The organism is Desulfolithobacter sp., from assembly GCF_054025815.1.
This window is the reverse complement of the sequence record NZ_JBPMMS010000001.1, coordinates 1-19235: the sequence shown is the minus strand read 5'-3', so window position 1 is coordinate 19235 and position 19235 is coordinate 1. Positions and strand designations below refer to the sequence as shown.

Here is a 19235-nt window from a genome sequence, read left to right as displayed (position 1 = left end):
CTTGCCCCGCCGCTACGCGCCAGAACAAGGTACTGGACCCGACACCGTGAACAGCACATGCAAGCTTCGCTTGCCTGCACTGCCCACGGCGCGGGTCAGCACCGCGATTATGCCATCAATAAGGCCGCATGAAACCACATGATAGAAAAAGATTTTGACATAGCTTTTATCGCTGCTCTGGCGCTTCGAGAAAAACAGATACAGCAGAACTACCGCCCTGTTATTGCCGTGCACAAATGGTTCGCCCGGCGGCCAGGCACCCTGTTCCGTGGTTTGCTGTTGTCCGAGTTCTCGGACAAACCGCTACGTGAGGCGTTTTACGAGTCGAATAACTTTCCTGGTCTCCATGTTGCTGATCCATTCATGGGTGGTGGCACGCCGATTCTTGAGGCAAATCGAGTTGGTTGCGATGTCACGGGGTTTGACATAAACCCGATGGCATGGTGGATCGTCAAACAGGAAATAGAACACCTCAATCTTCGAGATTACGAGAAGGCCGCCGTTTCTTTACGAACAACTCTTGAAAAGGAAATCGGACATCTCTACCGCACTCGCTGTGTTCTATGCGGTTCAGACGATGCCCATGTAAAATATTTCCTTTGGGTGAAAGTCAGAAAATGCAGCGAATGCGGGGAAGATATAGACCTGTTTCCGGGCTACCTTCTTGCCGCCGATTCCAGGCATCCTAAAAATGTCTTTGTATGCCCGGTCTGCGGTGAATTGACGGAAACAAAGGACAGGAAACATCCCGGACGGTGCAACCATTGCGCAGCCGCCTTGGTTCTTGAAGGACCTGCCAAGCGTGGCAGGTGTGAATGTCCTGCGTGCGGAAGTGATAACTTGTTTCCCGACGCCGAGCTTGGCCCCCCACGCCATCGTCTTTTCGCCATCGAATACCATTGCCAAAGGTGCAAGCCGTCTCATAAAGGGCGGTTCTTCAAAAAGCCGGATTCCCGGGACATCGAAGGGGTCAGAGAGGTGGAAGAAAGATGGATGAAGATGCGTCCGAGGTATGTTCCCGATGATGAAATACCAAGCGGAGACGAAACCAACAGGCTTCTCCGCTGGGGATACAGGCACTACCGGGAGATGTTCAACTACCGCCAGCTTATCGGCTTGGAACTCTCCGCTCGTATTATCGCCAAAATACCGGATGAGCGGGTGCGCAATGCGCTTGCGACAAATCTGTCAGACTTGCTCCGTTACCAGAATATGCTATGCCGCTATGACACGAGGGCGCTGAAATCGCTAGATATTTTTTCCGTGCATGGCTTCCCGGTGGGGTTGATACAGTGCGAGTCGAATTTCCTGGGTATTATGGAGTCTGGCCGCTACATGTGTGTGGGAAGCGGAGGCTGGGCCAACATTATTGAAAAATTCAAAAAGGCGAAAGCGTATTGCGACAACCCGTTTGAGGTACGCCACTATGGGCGTAGGAAAAAAGTAATCCCGATTGATAAAGAGTGGATTGGAGACCATTTAAATGGTTCGAGCTCCAATCATATCCGCACAGTCAATATCTCGTGCCAAGACGCAGCAATTTCCGATTTGCCCGACAACTCACTGGACGCTGTCTTCACCGATCCTCCATATTTTGGCAATGTCCAGTACGCGGAACTCATGGATTTTTGCTATGTCTGGCTGAAACGGTTGGTCGGACAGACTTCCCAGGCATTCAAGGCTGTTTCAACCAGGAACGCGGACGAATTAACCGGCAACGTGGATATGGGGCGTGATTTGGACCATTTTACGGAAGGGCTTTCCGCTGTATTCAGGCGCATGTCAAAAGCCCTGAAGCCGGGAGCTCCCCTTGCGTTCACATATCATCACAATAAAATTGAAGCGTACTATCCTGTCGCGGTCGCGATTCTTGATGCGGGATTGACCTGTTCTGCGTCGTTACCCTGTCCTGCGGAAATGGGGGCGTCCATACATATTAACGGAACCGGTTCATCCATCATTGATACCGTGTTCGTCTGCCGATCAACGGGCATCATGCAACGGAAATGGCTGGCGGACTCCCCGGAGGATGTCGCAAGAATCGTGAAGGAAGATCTCGCGCACCTCAGGGCCGGGAATGTAAAGCCGACTTCCGGTGACATCAGGTGCATCACTTTCGGCCATTTGATCCGCCTCGCGATATGGTCGCTCAGAAGTGAAGGGGATAAAAACCGACCAACCGCATCTCGCCTGGCGGACGTGGCTAATTGGCTCCAGCGCTTCGGTGGACAGGACGAAGTTGGAAAATTTATCGAGATCAACACAACAGCAACGACAAAGGACATGCCCCTGTTCGCCGTCCACGAAAGAGTTGCGGAATATGGAGCGGAATATGCCAACGTTTCCTTTTGAAGTTTCCCTGGAGGAGATTCTCCGGGACCCTGAAAGTTATGTAGATGCCGTATTCTCATGCCTTGAGTCGGAATTCCTCGTCATGCCAAAGGGCGCTGGCTTCGTTGAATATCCCGTCTTTGAGCGTGGATACGAAGCCTTGAAAGTGGCAACCGCGGGTTTCTCCCAGCTTGATCCGGAAAAAGTATTTCGGGTAACGGTATCCGAACCTATCTCTATCGTGGTATTGCGCTCCATGCTCGGTTTTACGCCACCGGAATGGGGTTATGTCACGACGCAGAGAACCGGCATCTCGGTTACTCAAGGCTTTGTGCGCTCGCTGGACCGGAAAGTCAGGATGAACCCTGAAACGGAACTCAACACCAACGGCGTTACCAAGGAACGGCTCAAAGCCATGGTTAAAACCGCATGCCAGCTATTGGCAGCAGGTGTTCCCGAAGTGGATGAAGATCAGCTTCATCGCCTTGACAAGGCTGATACCAAAAATGGCATTGACAGTATCAAGAATCTGGCTGGGATAGGTGTTCCCTATGCCATGCTGCTCTACGAGAGATTTCTCGGAAGGCCCTTTGCCGGGCATCGAGACTCCGTAAGCGAACTCATCGGCGACAGTCTTGAATCCGCGATTGAGGAAGTTCTCTCCAAGGCGGGGATCAGTTTCCGTAAAACCAAGCGGGCGGAACGTATCGAGGGTTTCGACCAGACACCGGACTTCATTATACCCAGTGAATTCAACCCGCAGGTCATTATCGAAGCGAAAATCACAGAGGATGACGGCACGGCCCGTGACAAAGTGACGCGCATTCAACACCTCGGGGAGTTGAGCCTTGCCGGACGCTCCGAGGATAATCCCAAATACGAAGTTATCGCGTGTATCGGCGGTCGGGGCTTCGGGGTCCGCCGGGAAGATATGAAAAAGATGATCCTTGCAACAAGAGGAAAAGTGTTTACTGCAAAAACACTGAATCGGCTTGTTGAGTGTACCCGACTGAAAGAATTCAAAGCAAAATAGCATCGTAACTTGGCGGAATGGCATAACAAATCGCTGCACTGGATTTTTACTCCGCTGCGCTCCGTAAAAACCAGTGAGCTTGGTCGTTGGCCTTCAGATATGCATTGACATCCAGTCTATATCTGGTACCATAAAAAGACTGGGAGGTGAAAAATGAATATATCCACGGACATAAAATCAGTTAGTTACTTGAAGTCAAGGGCTGCAGATTTATTAAAGCAGATTAACGAAACCCATCGTCCTGTAATTATAACACAAAACGGTGAGGCCAGGGCTGTGCTACAGGATCCAGAAAGTTTTGAAAGCACGAGAAAAGCTATTGGATTATTGAAAATTCTCTCGCTGGCAGAAGAAGAAATCAGAAACGGTGAGGCAATATCAAATGATGATGTTTTGGAGATAATCCAAAAAAAATTGAAATGAGAAATGAATGAAAACTTTCAAGTCATATGGGCAAAATCCGCTGTTGATGATCTTGAAGATATAACTGATTACATAGTGCAAGATAGCCCATTAACGGCCCAGAAGCTTTTTGGACAAATTAAAAATAAAATAGAGTCTCTCAACTATTCTCCTCAGCGTAGTCGTTATATTCCTGAACTACAAAAACAAGGTATTTTAACATATCGTGAGTTAATCATCTCTCCTTGGCGAGTGATGTATCGGATATTTGAAGATAAGGTCTATGTATTGGCAATAATTGATTCGAGAAGGAATGTTGAGGATATCCTTCTGGAAAAATTGATTAAAAAGAAATAATAGGCCAATCGGGTAGCCGGGGGTTTTTCTCCCCCGGCCCCCACACCACCTGTGGCAGGCGGTTCCCGTGAGCTACCGGACCGTAGCCGGGTAATGGATGTGTACCCACAGATCCTTGACAGACAACCGACCTTGATCCTTCAACCATTTGTTGGTCATTCCCGAATGCGTTGCCAGTGTCCTGGCGAGCCGCCATGGACCCTTCCTGCTCAGGCCGATGGATATGCCCTGACGCAGGTTCGTGCCGAGCTTGACGAGTTCGCGGACTTTGGTGCGGCACCGGCGCCACTGCTTTATAAAGCACATGCGCACCCGCCGCCGCAGCCAGTGGTCTATTAATTTCAGCATCATGGTTCACGTAAAGGGGACTTGCACCCCACAAAATCACGCCCATGCCGGACGTACACAACACAAACCCCAGGCTGCACGGGTCCTTTCAGCTCCCTTTCCCGCCCCGTTGAAAAGTCCCTGGTATACGTCTAACCCACAACAGATTCAGAATTGCCCATGAAGATAGGTATGGCCATGAGCGGTGGCGTTGACTCCAGCACAGGAGCAGCACTCCTGCGCAACCAGGGTCACGAAGTACACGGCTTTTTCATGCGGTTGCCGGTACCGAACCAGGAGAAGCAAATCCGCCGGGTCGAGCAGGTTGCCCGCATGCTTGGAATACCCCTGCACCTGGTGGACATGGGCCAGGTTTTCACCGATACGGTTATCGACTACTTTCTCTCCACCTACCATGATGGCCAGACCCCCAACCCATGTATCCGCTGCAACCGCGAGATCAAATTCGGCTCTCTCCTGGATATCATGCAGGAATATGGCATGGAGCGAGGCGCCACCGGCCATTACGCCCGCACAGCCACGTATGGAGACAAAACAGTGATCCGCCGGGGGGAAGATCATCTCAAGGATCAGTCCTATTTTCTCTGTCGGATCAAGCCGGAGCAGCTGTCGAAGATCCTCTTCCCGCTTGGGGAGCTGAACAAGAAACAGGTTTATAACCTGGCCGAAGAGCTGGGACTGAGAGGATTTCGCCAGCAGAAGGAAAGTCAGGACGTGTGCTTCCTCAGCCACTGCAGTGTGGCCGATTTTCTTCGTCAACATGGCGGCCCGGATCTGCCAGGAGAAATTGTCGATACCCGGGGCCGGGTGCTCGGAACCCACCAGGGAATATGGAAGTACACCATCGGCCAGCGCCGCGGTCTCGGCATCCCTGATGCTACGCCCTGGTATGTTGTTGCCCTGGACAGCCGACACAACCGGGTGATTGTTGGCAAGGATGAGGCACTCTGGAGTCAGAGCGTTAATCTCTGCCAGGTGGAATGGGCCCTGTCGCTGACCATACCGTGGAAAGGGCTTGTTCAGCTCCGCTCGCGCCACCATCCGGCCCCGGCCACTGTGACCAGGACTTCCCGGGGCTGGCGCGCGACCTTCGAGAGTCCGCAGCGAGCCATAACCCCGGGACAGTTTGCCGCCTTTTATGAAGAGGACCGGCTGGTGGGGAGCGGGATTATCGCCACCCCTTCTGAACCCTCAACCTGAGAACCTGTGACTTTTTTCGCCACATGAAAAAAATTGCCATAACCACCCTGGGCTGCAAGGTCAACCAGTACGAATCATCCTCGTTCATTTCAGGTTTCGAGGAGCGGGGCTGCGACCTGGTCCCTTTTTCCTCGGACGCCGATGTCTATGTCATCAACACCTGCGCGGTCACCGGCCGGGCCGGACAGCAGTCGCGCCAGATGATCCGCCGGGCCATGCGCTCCAACCCGAATGCCAGACTGATCATCACCGGCTGCTATGCCCAGATCTGTTCGCGCGAAATTCTGGATATCGTCGATCGGGATGTCTGCATTATCGGCAACGGCAATAAACACCTCCTGGTGGATGCGGCCCTGGCCGAGGAACAAAGTAATCTCTCCATGCTGATGACCGATATCTCCACCAGAAAAGAGATCTGCCACCTGCCGGTCAGGCGGATGAGCGGCCGGACCAGGGCCTACCTGCGGATCCAGGATGGCTGCAACAACTTCTGCTCCTACTGCATCGTGCCCTATACCAGGGGCCGCAGCCGCAGCGTGGCAATGGATGAGGTCCTCAGGCAGGCCAGGGTGTTCGATGAGCAGGGATACCGGGAACTGGTGGTTACCGGTATCAATGTCGGAAAGTACGGCCTGGACCTGAAGAAAAAAAATCTCTCCATCTATTCACTGCTCGACCGTCTCTGCCGCGAATTTCCCCATATCCGGATCCGGCTCAGCTCTGTGGAACCCACCGAGGTGAACGACGAGCTCCTGGAGCTGTTCGGCCACCGGAACTTCATGCCCCACCTCCACATCCCCCTGCAGAGCGGCGACAACGAGGTCCTGGCGCGGATGAACCGCCGCTATACGGCTGAAAACTTTATCCAGGTGATCAAACGGATTCTTGGCACCGTACCCCATGCCGCCATCGGCTGCGATGTCCTGGGCGGTTTTCCCGGCGAAACCGACCGCGCAGCCGAAAACACCTGCAACCTGCTGCACAACCTGCCTATCGCCTACCTGCACGTCTTTCCCTATTCCCGCCGGCCAGGTACCCTCGCGGCCAGGATGGAGAACCAGGTGGCAAAAGGCATCAAAGATGAGCGGGTCCGGAGACTGCGCGAGCTCGACCAGCTGAAACGGCAGGAATTCTACCGCAACCACCTGGGACGAACCGTGGAAGTACTGGTGGAACGCCGCAACAAAAAGACCGGCCTGCTGCAGGGATTCAGTGATAATTATATCCCGGTGCAGCTCAAAGGCCCGGGCCGCCTGGTCCGCTCGGTGGTCACGGTGCGCCTCGACCATCTCGATGACGACCATGTTCACGGCATACTGGAGGAACAGTACACTTGAGGCAAGTGTTGCCCTGAAAAATTAGAATTTTCGTCCAGAAACAAGGAGCGGAGAAATAAAAAATTATCGCATATTCGGGAACATGTGAGTATTTTCCATTGCATCGGTGACGCAGTTATCGGGCGAAAAGACAATTTTTCAGGGTGGCCTTAAACCCGGGCGACTGGTAAGATGCCCTTGAAGAGGCAGCATCCCAAAACCAGAATCCCGGGCCCGATATCGATGATTGGAGAAATCATAGCCATTGGTGACGAACTGACCTCCGGGCGCATCGCCAACACCACCAGCAGGTTTGCGGCACGGCATCTCTTCGCAGCCGGCCATGAAATTGTGGCCATGCACACCATTGGCGACACGCCGGAGCTCATCGGTGAAGCACTCAAACGCGCCATCCACCGGGCCGATTTCGTCATTGTCACTGGCGGGCTGGGCTCCACCACCGATGACCTGACCAATGAAGCTGTCACCCGGGCCCTGAACAGGCCGTCCATCCTCTACCCGGAGCTGCTGGAAAAAATCCAGGCCCAGCTGCACGAAAACCACAACCAGGACAACGGGCTGGAGAAACTTGCCTGGCTGCCGGAAGGGGCCGAGATCCTCACCGACAAACGCATGGCCGGCTACATGCTTGTCCATGACAGCGTGCCCATTTTTTTTCTGCCCGGTGTGCCCTCGCAGATGAAACATCTGCTGGTGGATGAGGTCCTGCCCCGACTGGCCACCTGGACCGGCAACAACCGCAAGCATGTCCGGCTCCGGGTCTACCGCACATTTGGCCTGCCCGAGCTGGAAATCAACCGCTTGCTCCGTGATATCGAGAAGACAAAGCGGGTCAAGATCGGCTACTATCCCGTGGACTGCGAGGTCCATGTCAGCCTGACCATCCTCGGCCGGGATGATGACGAGGCCCGGCGGTTATTCGAGGAAATGGACAGCGCTATCACCCGTATCCTGGGAGACGCCATCTATGGCATCGACCGGGAAACCATGGCCATGGTGGTGGGCAGGATGCTCAGGGAGAGCAACCGGACCATTGGAGTGGCCGAATCCTGCACTGGTGGCCTGATTGCCAGTAAGATCACCGAAATATCCGGTAGTTCAGGCTGGTTCATCGGCGGTGTGGTGGCCTATGCCAACAGCGTCAAGGAGTCTCTGCTCCAGGTGGACCATGACCTGCTGGTCCGGCATGGTGCAGTTTCCGATCCGGTGGCCGAGGCCATGGCCCGTGGTATCGGCCAGTGCACCGGAGCCCCGGTTACCCTGTCGGTCACCGGCATTGCCGGACCCACCGGTGGAAGCGAAGAAAAACCCGTGGGCACTGTCTATTTCGGACTGGGCTTTGATGGAAACATCTCGACCCATCTCTACCGGTTTTCCGGCAACCGCAAGTCCATCCAGGAGCACGCCGCCATGACCGGCCTGAACCTGGTACGACGAACCCTGCTGGACGAGAAAAAGGCCCGGGAGCCGACCCCCGGAGCACAGTCCCCGGAACCACCGCTCCGGAATCTGGTCGACGACGACACGATGAAGTGTTCCGGCAACAGAGAGTCTTAATATCAGCCCCACGACCAACACACAAGAAGGCAAGGCTATCGGAACATACCGTTATATTCAAGGAGACACAGAAAATGGCCCAGACGGCTCAACAGATAAAAGACGGAAAGCTCAAAAGCGTGGATAACGCCATCACCCAGATCCAGCGCCAGTTTGGCAAGGGATCCATCATGCGGCTGGGTTCCAACGAACGGGAAAATATCCCTGTCATCCCCACCGGCGCCCTGTCCATCGACATTGCCCTGGGAGTAGGCGGCCTGCCCCGTGGCCGGGTAACCGAGATCTATGGCCCGGAATCGTCCGGCAAGACCACCCTGGCCCTGCATGTCATTGCCGAGGCCCAGCGCCGAGGCGGCACAGCCGCCTTCATCGACGCGGAGCATGCCCTGGATACGGCCTATGCCGAACGGCTGGGAGTGGATGTGGACAATCTGCTGGTATCCCAGCCCGACTTCGGCGAACAGGCCCTGGAGATTGCCGAAATCCTGATTCGATCCGGCGGAGTGGACGTGGTGGTTATCGATTCGGTGGCTGCCCTTGTACCCAGGGCCGAGATCGATGGCAATGTGGGAGACCAGCACGTGGGGTTGCAGGCCCGGCTCATGTCCCATGCCATGCGGAAATTCACCGGCGTACTCAAGCGGACCAACACCGCCCTGGTCTTCATCAACCAGATCCGGATGAAAATCGGGGTCATGTTCGGTAACCCGGAGACAACGCCCGGCGGCAATGCCCTCAAGTTCTATTCCTCTGTCCGCCTCGACATCCGCCGCATGACCCAGATCAAGGACGGCACCGATATCATTGGCAATCGAACCAAGGTCAAGGTGGTCAAGAACAAGGTGGCTCCACCGTTCAAGCAGGCCGAGTTCGATATCGTCTATGGCGAGGGCATCTCCAAGATGGGCGACCTGCTCGACCTGGGAGTGGAGCTCAATATCATTGACAAGTCAGGAGCCTGGTACTCCTACCAGGATGAACGTATTGGCCAGGGACGGGAAAATGCCAAGTCCTTTCTCAAGGAACACCCTGACATGGCGGACGAAATCGAGAAAAAGATCCGGCTGGGTTATGGCCTGCCGGTGGAAGATATACCTGAACCGGCTGCCAGGGCTGAAGAAAAACCGGCCTGACCGGCCTGCGGAGTCAGGCTCCCGGCCACAGACAGAACCCGGAACACGCAATAAAAAACCCTGCCAGAAATCTTTCTGACAGGGTTTTTTCAGGAGAAAAGATCAAATGGTTCCGCGCCACATCAGTTGATGGCAATTTTCTTCTGCCTGGACTCCCTGGTGCGCGGCAGGCGAATCTCCAGCACTCCATCCTTGAACGAGGCCTTGGCCTTGTCGCCGTTCACATCTTCCGGCAGCCGGAAGCTGCGGGTGAAGGAACCATACCTCCGCTCGATGCGATGATAATCCTTCTTGTCCACCTTCTCTTCCTGCTTCTTCTCGCCGGAGATGGTCAGGCTGTTTTCGGTGATGGTGACGTTGAGGTCATCCTTGTTGATGCCCGGCAACTCGGCCTTGACCACCACTTCATTGCCATCCTCGAAGATATCCACCGATGGATTGAGCCCTTCCATTTTCGGGACCGGCATCAATGGACTTGACAACATGGCAAAGGGGTTGCGGAAAAAGGTTTCAAAATAACGGTCCATTTCCTCAAACGGGGAAACAGCCTGCATCTCTTCTCTTGTAACCAGTTCTCCCTTATCTTTCTTCTTTCCCATGACACACCTCCTTGTCCCAGAATTTTGGATTGAATGGAAATCACTCAATTCCAACTGCTTACAAAATAAGCAGACACAGAAGCATGTCAAGATCCCCCGCCCTGAACCAAAAAAAAATGTGATTACCATCAAAACTCAGAGCCGATACGTCTCATGCAGCCCCGGCATACAGGTATGCCTGTGGCCCAGAGTGCGGGCGAAACTCTCCATGGCCTCCTCTTCACCGTGGACCAGGAAAACCTGCTCCGGATCACCGGCACGGCGAAACCATTCCAGCAGCTGGCTGCGTCCGGCGTGGGCGGAAAAACCACCGATGGTGTAGATCGAGGCCTCGACCGGGATCACTTCACCAAAGATCTTCACCTCCCTGGCCCCGTCAATGATCTGCCGGGCCAGGGTGCCCCGGGCCGCGTAGCCGACAAAGATCACGCTGCACCGCTTCCGCCAGAGATTATGCTTGAGGTGGTGGCGGACCCGGCCGCCGGTAGCCATGCCGGATCCTGCCATGATCACAGCCCCGCCCCGGATGGCGTTGATGGCCATGGACTCGCTGGTTTCGCGGGTAAACTGCAGCCCCGGCAGGTCAAAGGGATCACGGCCGTCATGGAAAATACGATAGGCTTCCCTGTCGAAACACTCGGGGTGGCGGCTGAAAATCCGGGTGGCCGAGATCGCCATGGGCGAATCGAGGAAGACCTGCATAATCCCGGGAAGCTCACCTTTTTCCACCCCTTCCCGGAGATAATAGAGGATCTCCTGGGACCGCTCCAGGGCAAAGGTGGGGATCACCACGTTACCGCCCCGGCGAAAGGTGGACATGATGGCCTCGTAAAGCTCCTGGACCGAGGGCAACAGCTGTTTGTGTTCCCGGTCACCATAGGTGGTCTCCATGACCACCACGTCCACCGGCGGCGGATGGGCCGGGTCGCGAAGAATCGGCCGGTCCGGATAACCGAGATCGCCGGAAAAGAGTATTTTTCTCCGCCGCCCTTTTTCCTCAAGCTCCAGGACAATGCTTGCCGAACCCAGGATATGCCCGGCATCGATAAAGGTGGCCTGGATACCGTCCCACAGTTTGAGCGGCTTGTTGTACAGGGAAGTGCGACCGAAATAATCCAGTGAATTCAGGGCATCGAGGGTGGTGTAGAGAGGCTTGATATCCCCAGTCTTCCTGCCGTGCCGGGCGGCTTTTTTCGCCTTCCAGCGGGCATCTTCCTCCTGGATATGGGCCGCGTCCAGCATGACCAGCCGGGCCAGTTCGCGGGTGGCCGCGGTGGTGATGATCTCGCCCCGGAAGCCGCGCTCCACCAGCAGTGGAATCCGGCCGCAATGGTCGAGATGGGCATGGGTCAGGAGAAGATAATCCACGGTGGACGGATCAAAACCGAAATCTTCGCGATTCTCCTGTTCAATTTCACGGCCGCCCTGATACATGCCGCAATCAATCAGGATCCGCCGGCCCCGACAGGTAACGAGATGGCAGGAACCGGTTACTGTCCCGGTGGCGCCATGGAACGATATTTTCATCTTTTTCTCCCCCCGCATTCCGGCCCGGCCAGGAGCGGACTGCCATTTTTCTCATGCCATTCCAGAATACCCAGCCAGGCCTCTTCGGCCTCCTCGGCATACCAGAACAGGTCCCGGTCCTCGGGGTCGATCACCCCTTCGTCGACCAGAAAATCCACATCCACTGCCTGACGCCAGAACTCCTCCCCCACCAGAATCACCGGCAGAGGATCGATCTTGCGGGTCTGGATCAGGGTCAGGGCCTCGAACAGTTCGTCCAGGGTACCAAAACCGCCGGGAAAGGCCACCAGGGCCTTGGCCCGGAGCAGAAAATGCAACTTTCTGATAGCGAAATAATGGAACCGGAAACAGAGTTCCGGAGTTATATAGGGGTTGGGGAACTGTTCGTGGGGCAGGGTGATGTTGAGCCCGGCCGACTTGGCCCCCACATCATAGGAGCCCCGGTTGGCCGCCTCCATGATCCCGGGACCGCCGCCGGTGATCAGGAGGAGCCGGCAGTCATCAGGCCCGGACCCGGCGTTGCCCACCAGGCGGCCAAACTCACGGGCCACCTCGTAGTAGCGGCTTTTGGCCTTCAGCCGACGGGCTATTTCCAGCTGTCGGGCAAGCTCCCTGTCCCGGGGATGTTCGGCAGCCTCCTGCTCCAGCTTCTCAACCCGGCGAGCAGCCGCGGCCGGTTCCGGAATCCTGGTGGACCCAAAGGCGACAATGGTATGCCCCACCCGATGCTCCTCCAGGAGCAATTCGGGCTTGAGGTAATCGATCTGCAGCCGCACCCCGCGGGTCTCGTACCGCTTGAGAAAATCAGGATCTTCGTCTGCCTGGCGATAGCCCGGGCTCTGCATGATGGTTTCAACCCGGGACAGGGCCTGGGGATCATCCTGCAGGTCTTTAGGCAGATGCCACGGCAGGGGGATGGAGCGGAAATGGGGATGGGCAGGGGCAGGTATTTCCCGCTTCCGGCCGGGTCTGGTTCTTTTTTTCATGGTGAGACTCCCAGGCATAGCGGTGTCAGTCAAGCATTGGCCGTTCCCGCTACAGCGCAGTAGATCGGACTTTTCGCGACGCCGTCAGAACTTACGGGCCGAGAGTCCGAGCATCAGAAGGGCAAGGCCATCCACCATCAGGCTGATCCCGACCAGAAGCCCCACCAGCCACATGGCGGAAAAGGGCCAACTGACCAGAAACACGCAGGCCAGGATCATGGAGAGAATACCGTTGAACAGAGTCCAGCCCCATCCGGGCAGGGGCCGCAAAACAAAGGAAAAGCTGATGGAGGCAAAGCCGTCGAGGAGAAAATAGATGATGAGCACCAACCCCATCGCCGCGGCGCCGGCTGCGGGATAGAGGCCGATCAGCAGCCCCAGGGCAATGAGCAGAAAAGGCTTGAGCCAGGCCAGGGCGGTGCGGGAATAGTTGATCCAGGTCAGGTAAGCGACCACCGCCCCGCTGAGCACCAGCAGAAAAGAAATCAGCAGAGAAACGGCCACGGTGATCACCTGGGGCATAACCACACCGATCAGGCCCAGAACCAACAAAACAACACCGGTGACAATGGTCGTCCTGCGGGTCCGGCGATCCATGAATATGTCCAGTGACAGGTTCTGCATATTTTTTCCTCCAAGCCTGTTTTTACTGTTCAAGGGCGAGCGGTCACAGGGCACATCTGTTACGGCCGGTCGGGTCCGCTTTCCCGGCTTACCACCACTCATGCTATAACCCATAGTAATCGAGTCGGTCTTTTGTCAAGGACAGCGCATGGATCCCGGCCTTGAACATCAGAACCGGACCCGGTAAGGTAGGCCGTATGCCCCACCCCGTGAACCATTCCCGAAAAACGGCCTCTTGCCGCGATATCTCCGGCCACCGCCTTGTCAGGCACCTGCTGGTGATCACCCTGGTCTTTGCCCTCTTTTCCTCCATCGGTTCCATCGCCAAAGCCCACACGGCCCAGTTCGAAGCCTGGATCGGCTCCCTGGGACTCACCGGTATGCTGGCCTTTCTGGCCGCCATGACAGTGCTGCCGCTTATCGGTGTGACCCAGACCCTGTTTGCCTTTATCGGAGGGGCACTGTACGGTCTCATGCCCGGCCTGATCATCGTCCTGACCGGGGCCACATTGAACTCGACCCTGGCCTGGTTTCTTGGCCGGATCCTGCTGGCCGAACGGGTGTCCCGCTCGCTCGAAAAACGGCCCCATCTCCAGGCAGTAGTCCGGAAGGCCCGGATCTCCGGACCCGGAGTCCAGATCCTCATTCGCTTACTTCCCCTTCCAGCCGCGCCCCTGTGCGAGGCCCTCGGAGCGACCGGGGTGCGATTTACTCCATTTTTTATCGGCAACCTCGGCGCAATCCCCACTTGCCTGCTGCTCAACTATTTCGGCTATACCGCCGCCCATGTCACCCGGGCTGCCTCGGGCACCTCATCCCTCAGCTTCCCACATATTGCATTGCGTATCCTGGGACTTGCATTATTGTTTATCTGTATTTTGCTCACCATTCGATTTGCACAGCGAAAACTTCTCACAGGGAATAACAGTAAGCCATCATGAAACAAACAAATTTTATGGGAAACGGAAAAAAACCTGAAATTGAGATCAACAAAACCAGCCAGGAAAAATTCTGGCAGAACCCAGGCTTCACCTTTCTGCTGTACCTGATCTTTATCATAGTCTCCTTCCAGCTCTACCAGGGGTACCAGCAGGTCAAGCAGGAGGAGATCCCCTATTCACAGTTTCTTGAATACGTGAACAAGGGACAGGTCGCCGAGGCGACAGTAACCGACAAAGTAATTACCGGAACCCTCACTCTGCGTGACGAACGAACCGGCAGGCCACGCCGCTTCATCACGGTGCCTCTGTCATGGAATCCGGACCTTGCCGAATCACTGGAGAAGAAAGGAGTCAAATTCACTGTTCGCCAGTCCAACAACTACCTGGCCAACTTCTTCTTCAACTGGGTCCTGCCCTTTGGCCTGCTTTTCTTTATCTGGGGAGCCATGGCCAGGCGCATGGGCAACATGGGACGCGGTTTTCTCAATATCGGCAACAAAATCCACATCCACCCCGACGATGCGCCCAAGGTTACCTTTGACGACGTGGCCGGGGCCGAGGAGGCTAAACAGGAGCTCAAGGAAATCGTCAATTTCCTCAAAGATCCAAGCAAGATCCAGAAACTGGGCGCCCGGATGCCCAAGGGTGTGCTCATGGTAGGCCCCCCAGGTACCGGCAAGACCCTGCTGGCCCGGGCCGTGGCCGGTGAATCCGATGTGCCCTTTTTCAATATTTCCGGCTCAGAGTTCATAGAAATGTTTGTCGGTGTCGGTGCGGCGCGGGTACGTGAACTCTTCGAGCAGGCCCGCAAACATGCACCATGCATCATCTTTATCGACGAGATCGACGCCATCGGCCGGGCCCGCGGGGCCGGACCGGTTATGGGTGGCCACGATGAACGGGAACAGACCCTCAACCAGCTGCTCACCGAGATGGACGGCTTTGATTCCTCCACCGGAGTGGTTGTCATGGCAGCCACCAACCGGCCGGAAATCCTTGACAAGGCCCTGCTCAGGGCTGGCAGGTTCGACCGCCAGGTCCTGGTTGACAAGCCGGATCTCAAGGACCGGGAAGCCATATTGAAGCTCTACGCCGCCAAAATGAGGCTGGCAGACGACGTCGATCTCCACGTGGTGGCGCAGCGCACACCCGGATTTGTCGGCGCCGACCTGGAAAACATTTGCAACGAAGCCGCCATCCAGGCCATCCGCCGGAACCATGACAAAGTCACCATGCGGGATTTCGAGGCTGCCATCGACCGGGTCATTGCCGGGCCGGAGAAGAAAAACCGAGCCCTCAACCCGGAAGAAAAACACCGGGTTGCCTACCACGAATCAGGACATGCCCTGGTGGCCGAAACCGTTCCCACCGGCGAACCGGTACACAAGGTTTCCATCATTCCCAGGGGTGTGGCCGCCCTGGGCTACACCCTGCAGCTTCCGGTTGATGAAAAGTTCCTCTCCACGGAACAGGAACTCAAGGATCAGATCGCCATCCTGCTCGGCGGACGGGTGGCCGAAGAGCTGATCTTTGGTGATGTATCGAGCGGGGCTTCCAATGATCTGGAACGGGCCTCTGAGATCGCCCGCTCCATGGTGACCCGCCTTGGCATGAGCAAAAAACTCGGCCCGCTCACCTATGGAAAGCACCACCAGCTGCAGTTCCTGGGCGGTGATGATCATGAAGAACGCAACTATTCCGAGGAAACGGCCCGGATAATCGACGAGGAATGCCGCGAGCTGGTTGAAGAAGGCCATGCCCGGGCCCGGGGCATACTCACCGACAACCGGGCTGCCCTGGACGCCCTGGCGAGCACCCTTGAGGAAAAGGAGGTCCTGGACGGTGAAGTGGTCAAAGAGATCATCGAAAAACATGCAAACGGCAACTGATGAACCATTTCCGTCTCCGGGACCTTAAACAGAAGAGATGGGCATGATCCCCGAATACGCTGGTTATGCCAAAACATTCATCGGTATCCTGTCGATCGTCAATCCCCTTGGCGCAATTCCGGTCTTCCTTTCCCTGAGTGGAGGCAGATCCCGGGAGGAGTGTCAAAAAATCGCCAGGATCAGCGCAGTGGCAGTGGCCTTCATCCTGCTCGCCGCGGCCTGGACCGGTGACACTGTGCTGGCTTTTTTCGGCATCAGCCTGCCCGCCTTCCGGACCGGCGGCGGGCTGTTGATTCTGCTCATGGCAATTGCCATGATGCATGCCCGTCAGAGTCACGCGAAACAGAGTCCTGAAGAAGTTGATGCCAACCAGGAGAAGGACGATATCGCCGTCGTACCGCTGGCCATCCCCCTGATGGCCGGACCCGGAGCGATCAGCCTGGTTATTGTCGAAACGCACAAGCCCATGGTGCCCGGCCTGACAGAACGGATACTGCTCAGCGGCTGCATAATCCTGGTCGCCTGCACGGTCTGGCTGAGCCTGAGGCTGGCCGAACCTATCGGCAAGCGCCTGGGGACCACCGGCCTGAATATCGGTGTGCGCATCATGGGACTTCTGCTCTGCGCCATCGGGGTCCAGATGATCGCCGAAGGCCTGAAGCAGCTCTTTCCCGTCCTGGGCTGATCCCGGCCACGGGCCAGAACACCTTGTTCAATCAAGCAGCAGAGGAACTGAAAATTATGGACATCCACATCCTGCAACATGTCCCCTTCGAAGGGCCGGGCCATATCCTCAGCTGGGCTGAAAAGAATGGCCACCGGGTCACCTGCAGCCGCCTCTTTGACAACCCGGCTCTGCCTGCTCCAGAGACTGTCGATCGGCTGGTTGTCATGGGCGGGCCGATGAATATCTACGAACATGACCGCTTTCCCTGGCTGCAGGCGGAAAAGGAGTTCCTTGCCAACGTCATCGAGGGCGGAGGCAGGGTGCTCGGCATCTGTCTGGGAGCCCAGCTTATAGCCGATGTTCTCGGGGCCAGGGTCCATCCTGGTGCGCACAAGGAGATTGGCTGGTTCCCTGTTTTTCTGACGCCGGAGGCTCGCGAAACCAGGATTTTTGGTTTTCTGGAGCCAGAACTCACCGTGTTCCACTGGCATGGAGACACCTTTGCCATACCGGAAGGAAGTGTCCACCTGGCCCGTAGCGAGGCATGTCAAAACCAGGCTTTTCTCTACGACGACCGGGTGCTGGGGCTGCAGTTTCACCTGGAATCAACTCCCGAGAGTGTCGAGCTGATAACCCGCCACTGCCAGGATGAGCTCATCCCCGGGATCTGGATTCAGAACAGAAGTGAAATAAAAGAGGTTCCCCGGGAGCTCTTCCAGGCCATCAACATGGCCATGGAAGGTATCCTGGATCGGCTTTTCGGCTGAATCTCCCCGGGTACTACCGGCAGGATGAAAGCTGACCGGTAAGCTTCGCTCAGGACAGATCCCGGGCCTCCCTGTCAGCCAGGACCTGGTTTTCCCGGAAACGAACAAGGGCGGCCAGGGTATCGCAGGTGGGGGTTTCCACCCCGAGGCGCCGGCCCTGCGCAGCCACATAGCCAACCAGGGCGTCCACCTCGGTCCTCTTACCGTTTTCCAGATCCTGGAGCATGGACGGGCGGTGATTGCGAGTCAAAGGCAGGAGTTGATCGTAAAAAACCCGCCGATAGGCTTCGGCATCGGGCCACGGGGTGGAGCCGCCCATGGTCTCGATGACATCAAAGGTCTCGTCCATGATCCGGTCCATGACCCGCCGGGTTTCACCATGCTCGCCCAGGGCGCCGTAATGAACCCCCAGCAGGGCGCCGAGGGGGTTGAGGGCGCAGTTGTAGAGCAGCTTGGCAAAGAGGTCGCGGTGGATATCCTCCACGGCGATACAGGGAAGGCCGCCATGATTGACGGCCGCGGCCAGACGAGAGGCTGATTCAGGAATATGGCCAGGCCGGACGGAGCCAATATGAATGTCGTCGGCCGTGACGGTGATCCGCACCAGCCCGGGCCGCTGAATTTCAAAACCGGTTATCACCCGGGCCCCGAGTGTCCGCTCCTCGCCAAAAACCATGGCCGCCTTTTCCACGTTTCCACAGCCATTCTGAATGGATACCACCGAACCAGCAAACCCGGGAAGAGCGGCCAGGGCCTGGACCGCGGCCTCTGTGTCATAGGCCTTGGTTGTGATCAGCCCATAGTCGTATCCTGCCCCGTCAACCCCCTCCAGGTTCGACAGCAGGCCCACCCTGTCGAGAGGAGCGCTGAACTCGCCAAATATCCCGCTGACCTGCAGGCCGGCATCACCAATTGCCTCGATGAACCGGGGCCGGAGCACCAGATCAACCCGGTGGCCATCGGCAGCCAGCATACATCCCAAAGCCTGTCCCAGAGCCCCGGCTCCAAAAATCAGAAATCGCATTGTCTCTTTCCTCCTCTGTCCGATTTGCTTACCAACAAAACTCAGTACGGGCAGCAAAAAAGGAGAACATCGCTTTGCCCGGAAAAAACTCTTTGCCAAAGAGTACCAGTGAGAGGCCATTTTTTCACAGTGTCCGTGAAAATTGCGATGTTGTCTCCTCCTCAGCCTGTCAATAGCCATGTATTTTGACATCAGCCATTTTCTGAGTTTTGATGGCAATCACATTTTCTTTAAAGACGGCAAACTGGAGCAGATGGAATGATATGCAGATTGCCGATATCCAGTTCCAGACATATAGCCTGCGGCCAGAACTCACTTAACTAATTATTTTTACATTGATTACTTGATCGGACAGGTGTAGGTTATACAGATCTGTATAATTACTTGTTAACCCGGAATAAGAAAGTGAAAATATATAAATTTAAGGACCTGACTGACGAAAGGAAACACAATCATTTTCTACAAATAGTGTTACAAAAATCTATTTGGTGTGCTAGCCCAGATTCCTTGAAT

18 protein-coding genes are annotated in these 19235 nt (G+C 56.0%); 12 read left to right on the top strand and 6 right to left on the bottom strand.

Annotated features, from left to right (window positions below):
• The first annotated feature begins 138 nt into the window (after window positions 1-138).
• The 4 genes from ACXJJY_RS00090 to ACXJJY_RS00075 all read left to right on the top strand — a co-directional run bounded on the left by ACXJJY_RS00090 (window position 139) and on the right by ACXJJY_RS00075 (window position 4123).
• The gene (locus ACXJJY_RS00090) at window positions 139-2352 is read left to right on the top strand and encodes a DUF1156 domain-containing protein (protein ID WP_456384390.1); all 2214 of its coding nucleotides are present in this window, start codon (window positions 139-141) and stop codon (window positions 2350-2352) included.
• A complete protein-coding gene (locus ACXJJY_RS00085) occupies window positions 2333-3364 on the top strand; it encodes a hypothetical protein (RefSeq protein ID WP_456384388.1) in 1032 nt (343 codons plus the stop codon). Before ACXJJY_RS00090 ends, ACXJJY_RS00085 begins: the two co-directional genes overlap by 20 nt.
• A gap of 153 nt (window positions 3365-3517) precedes the next feature.
• Window positions 3518-3787: a type II toxin-antitoxin system Phd/YefM family antitoxin gene (locus ACXJJY_RS00080; RefSeq protein ID WP_456384386.1), complete on the top strand. Its 270-nt coding sequence runs from the start codon at window positions 3518-3520 to the stop codon at window positions 3785-3787.
• 3 nt (window positions 3788-3790) lie between these two features.
• A complete protein-coding gene (locus tag ACXJJY_RS00075) occupies window positions 3791-4123 on the top strand; it encodes a type II toxin-antitoxin system RelE/ParE family toxin (protein WP_456384384.1) in 333 nt (110 codons plus the stop codon).
• Between the two features lie 72 nt (window positions 4124-4195).
• Here ACXJJY_RS00075 and ACXJJY_RS00070 read toward each other — a convergent pair whose 3' ends face one another.
• Window positions 4196-4474 (bottom strand): group II intron maturase-specific domain-containing protein, encoded by a 279-nt coding sequence (locus ACXJJY_RS00070; RefSeq protein WP_456384382.1) that lies wholly within the window; start codon window positions 4472-4474, stop codon window positions 4196-4198.
• A gap of 156 nt (window positions 4475-4630) precedes the next feature.
• On the opposite strand from ACXJJY_RS00070, the gene mnmA reads away from it, so the two are divergent.
• The 4 genes from mnmA (at window position 4631) to recA (ending at window position 9698) form a co-directional block, all read left to right on the top strand.
• Window positions 4631-5671 (top strand): tRNA 2-thiouridine(34) synthase MnmA, encoded by a 1041-nt coding sequence (gene mnmA, locus ACXJJY_RS00065; RefSeq protein ID WP_456384380.1) that lies wholly within the window; start codon window positions 4631-4633, stop codon window positions 5669-5671.
• A gap of 23 nt (window positions 5672-5694) precedes the next feature.
• Window positions 5695-7008 carry a tRNA (N(6)-L-threonylcarbamoyladenosine(37)-C(2))-methylthiotransferase MtaB gene (gene mtaB, locus ACXJJY_RS00060; RefSeq protein WP_456384378.1) on the top strand — a complete coding sequence of 438 codons (1314 nt, stop codon included), beginning with the start codon at window positions 5695-5697 and terminating at the stop codon, window positions 7006-7008.
• Window positions 7009-7230: 222 nt separating this feature from the next.
• Window positions 7231-8565 (top strand): CinA family nicotinamide mononucleotide deamidase-related protein, encoded by a 1335-nt coding sequence (locus ACXJJY_RS00055; RefSeq protein ID WP_456384376.1) that lies wholly within the window; start codon window positions 7231-7233, stop codon window positions 8563-8565.
• A gap of 74 nt (window positions 8566-8639) precedes the next feature.
• Window positions 8640-9698: a recombinase RecA gene (gene recA, locus ACXJJY_RS00050; RefSeq protein ID WP_456384374.1), complete on the top strand. Its 1059-nt coding sequence runs from the start codon at window positions 8640-8642 to the stop codon at window positions 9696-9698.
• 122 nt (window positions 9699-9820) lie between these two features.
• Here recA and ACXJJY_RS00045 read toward each other — a convergent pair whose 3' ends face one another.
• The 4 genes from ACXJJY_RS00045 to ACXJJY_RS00030 form a co-directional block, all read right to left on the bottom strand.
• On the bottom strand, window positions 9821-10297 hold the full coding sequence (locus tag ACXJJY_RS00045) for an Hsp20/alpha crystallin family protein (protein WP_456384372.1): 477 nt from the start codon (window positions 10295-10297) through the stop codon (window positions 9821-9823).
• A 135-nt stretch (window positions 10298-10432) separates the two neighbouring features.
• A complete protein-coding gene (locus ACXJJY_RS00040) occupies window positions 10433-11824 on the bottom strand; it encodes an MBL fold metallo-hydrolase RNA specificity domain-containing protein (RefSeq protein WP_456384370.1) in 1392 nt (463 codons plus the stop codon).
• A complete protein-coding gene (locus ACXJJY_RS00035; RefSeq protein WP_456384368.1) occupies window positions 11821-12810 on the bottom strand; it encodes an LOG family protein in 990 nt (329 codons plus the stop codon). Before ACXJJY_RS00035 ends, ACXJJY_RS00040 begins: the two co-directional genes overlap by 4 nt.
• Window positions 12811-12894: 84 nt before the next feature.
• The gene (locus tag ACXJJY_RS00030) at window positions 12895-13434 is read right to left on the bottom strand and encodes an HdeD family acid-resistance protein (protein ID WP_456384366.1); all 540 of its coding nucleotides are present in this window, start codon (window positions 13432-13434) and stop codon (window positions 12895-12897) included.
• 197 nt (window positions 13435-13631) lie between these two features.
• On the opposite strand from ACXJJY_RS00030, the gene ACXJJY_RS00025 reads away from it, so the two are divergent.
• From ACXJJY_RS00025 to ACXJJY_RS00010, 4 genes are read left to right on the top strand one after another with little or no spacing between them, the layout of a single operon-like run.
• Window positions 13632-14375 (top strand): TVP38/TMEM64 family protein, encoded by a 744-nt coding sequence (locus tag ACXJJY_RS00025; protein WP_456384364.1) that lies wholly within the window; start codon window positions 13632-13634, stop codon window positions 14373-14375.
• Between the two features lie 14 nt (window positions 14376-14389).
• On the top strand, window positions 14390-16264 hold the full coding sequence (gene ftsH / locus ACXJJY_RS00020; RefSeq protein ID WP_456384362.1) for an ATP-dependent zinc metalloprotease FtsH: 1875 nt from the start codon (window positions 14390-14392) through the stop codon (window positions 16262-16264).
• Window positions 16265-16307: 43 nt separating this feature from the next.
• Entirely contained in the window at window positions 16308-16949 is a 642-nt protein-coding gene (locus ACXJJY_RS00015) for a MarC family protein (RefSeq protein WP_456384360.1), read from the top strand.
• Window positions 16950-17005: 56 nt separating this feature from the next.
• On the top strand, window positions 17006-17698 hold the full coding sequence (locus ACXJJY_RS00010) for a type 1 glutamine amidotransferase (protein WP_456384356.1): 693 nt from the start codon (window positions 17006-17008) through the stop codon (window positions 17696-17698).
• Window positions 17699-17747: 49 nt separating this feature from the next.
• Here the strand turns inward: ACXJJY_RS00010 and ACXJJY_RS00005 are convergent, their stop codons facing one another.
• A complete protein-coding gene (locus ACXJJY_RS00005; RefSeq protein WP_456384354.1) occupies window positions 17748-18722 on the bottom strand; it encodes a ketopantoate reductase family protein in 975 nt (324 codons plus the stop codon).
• Between the last annotated feature and the right edge of the window lie 513 nt (window positions 18723-19235).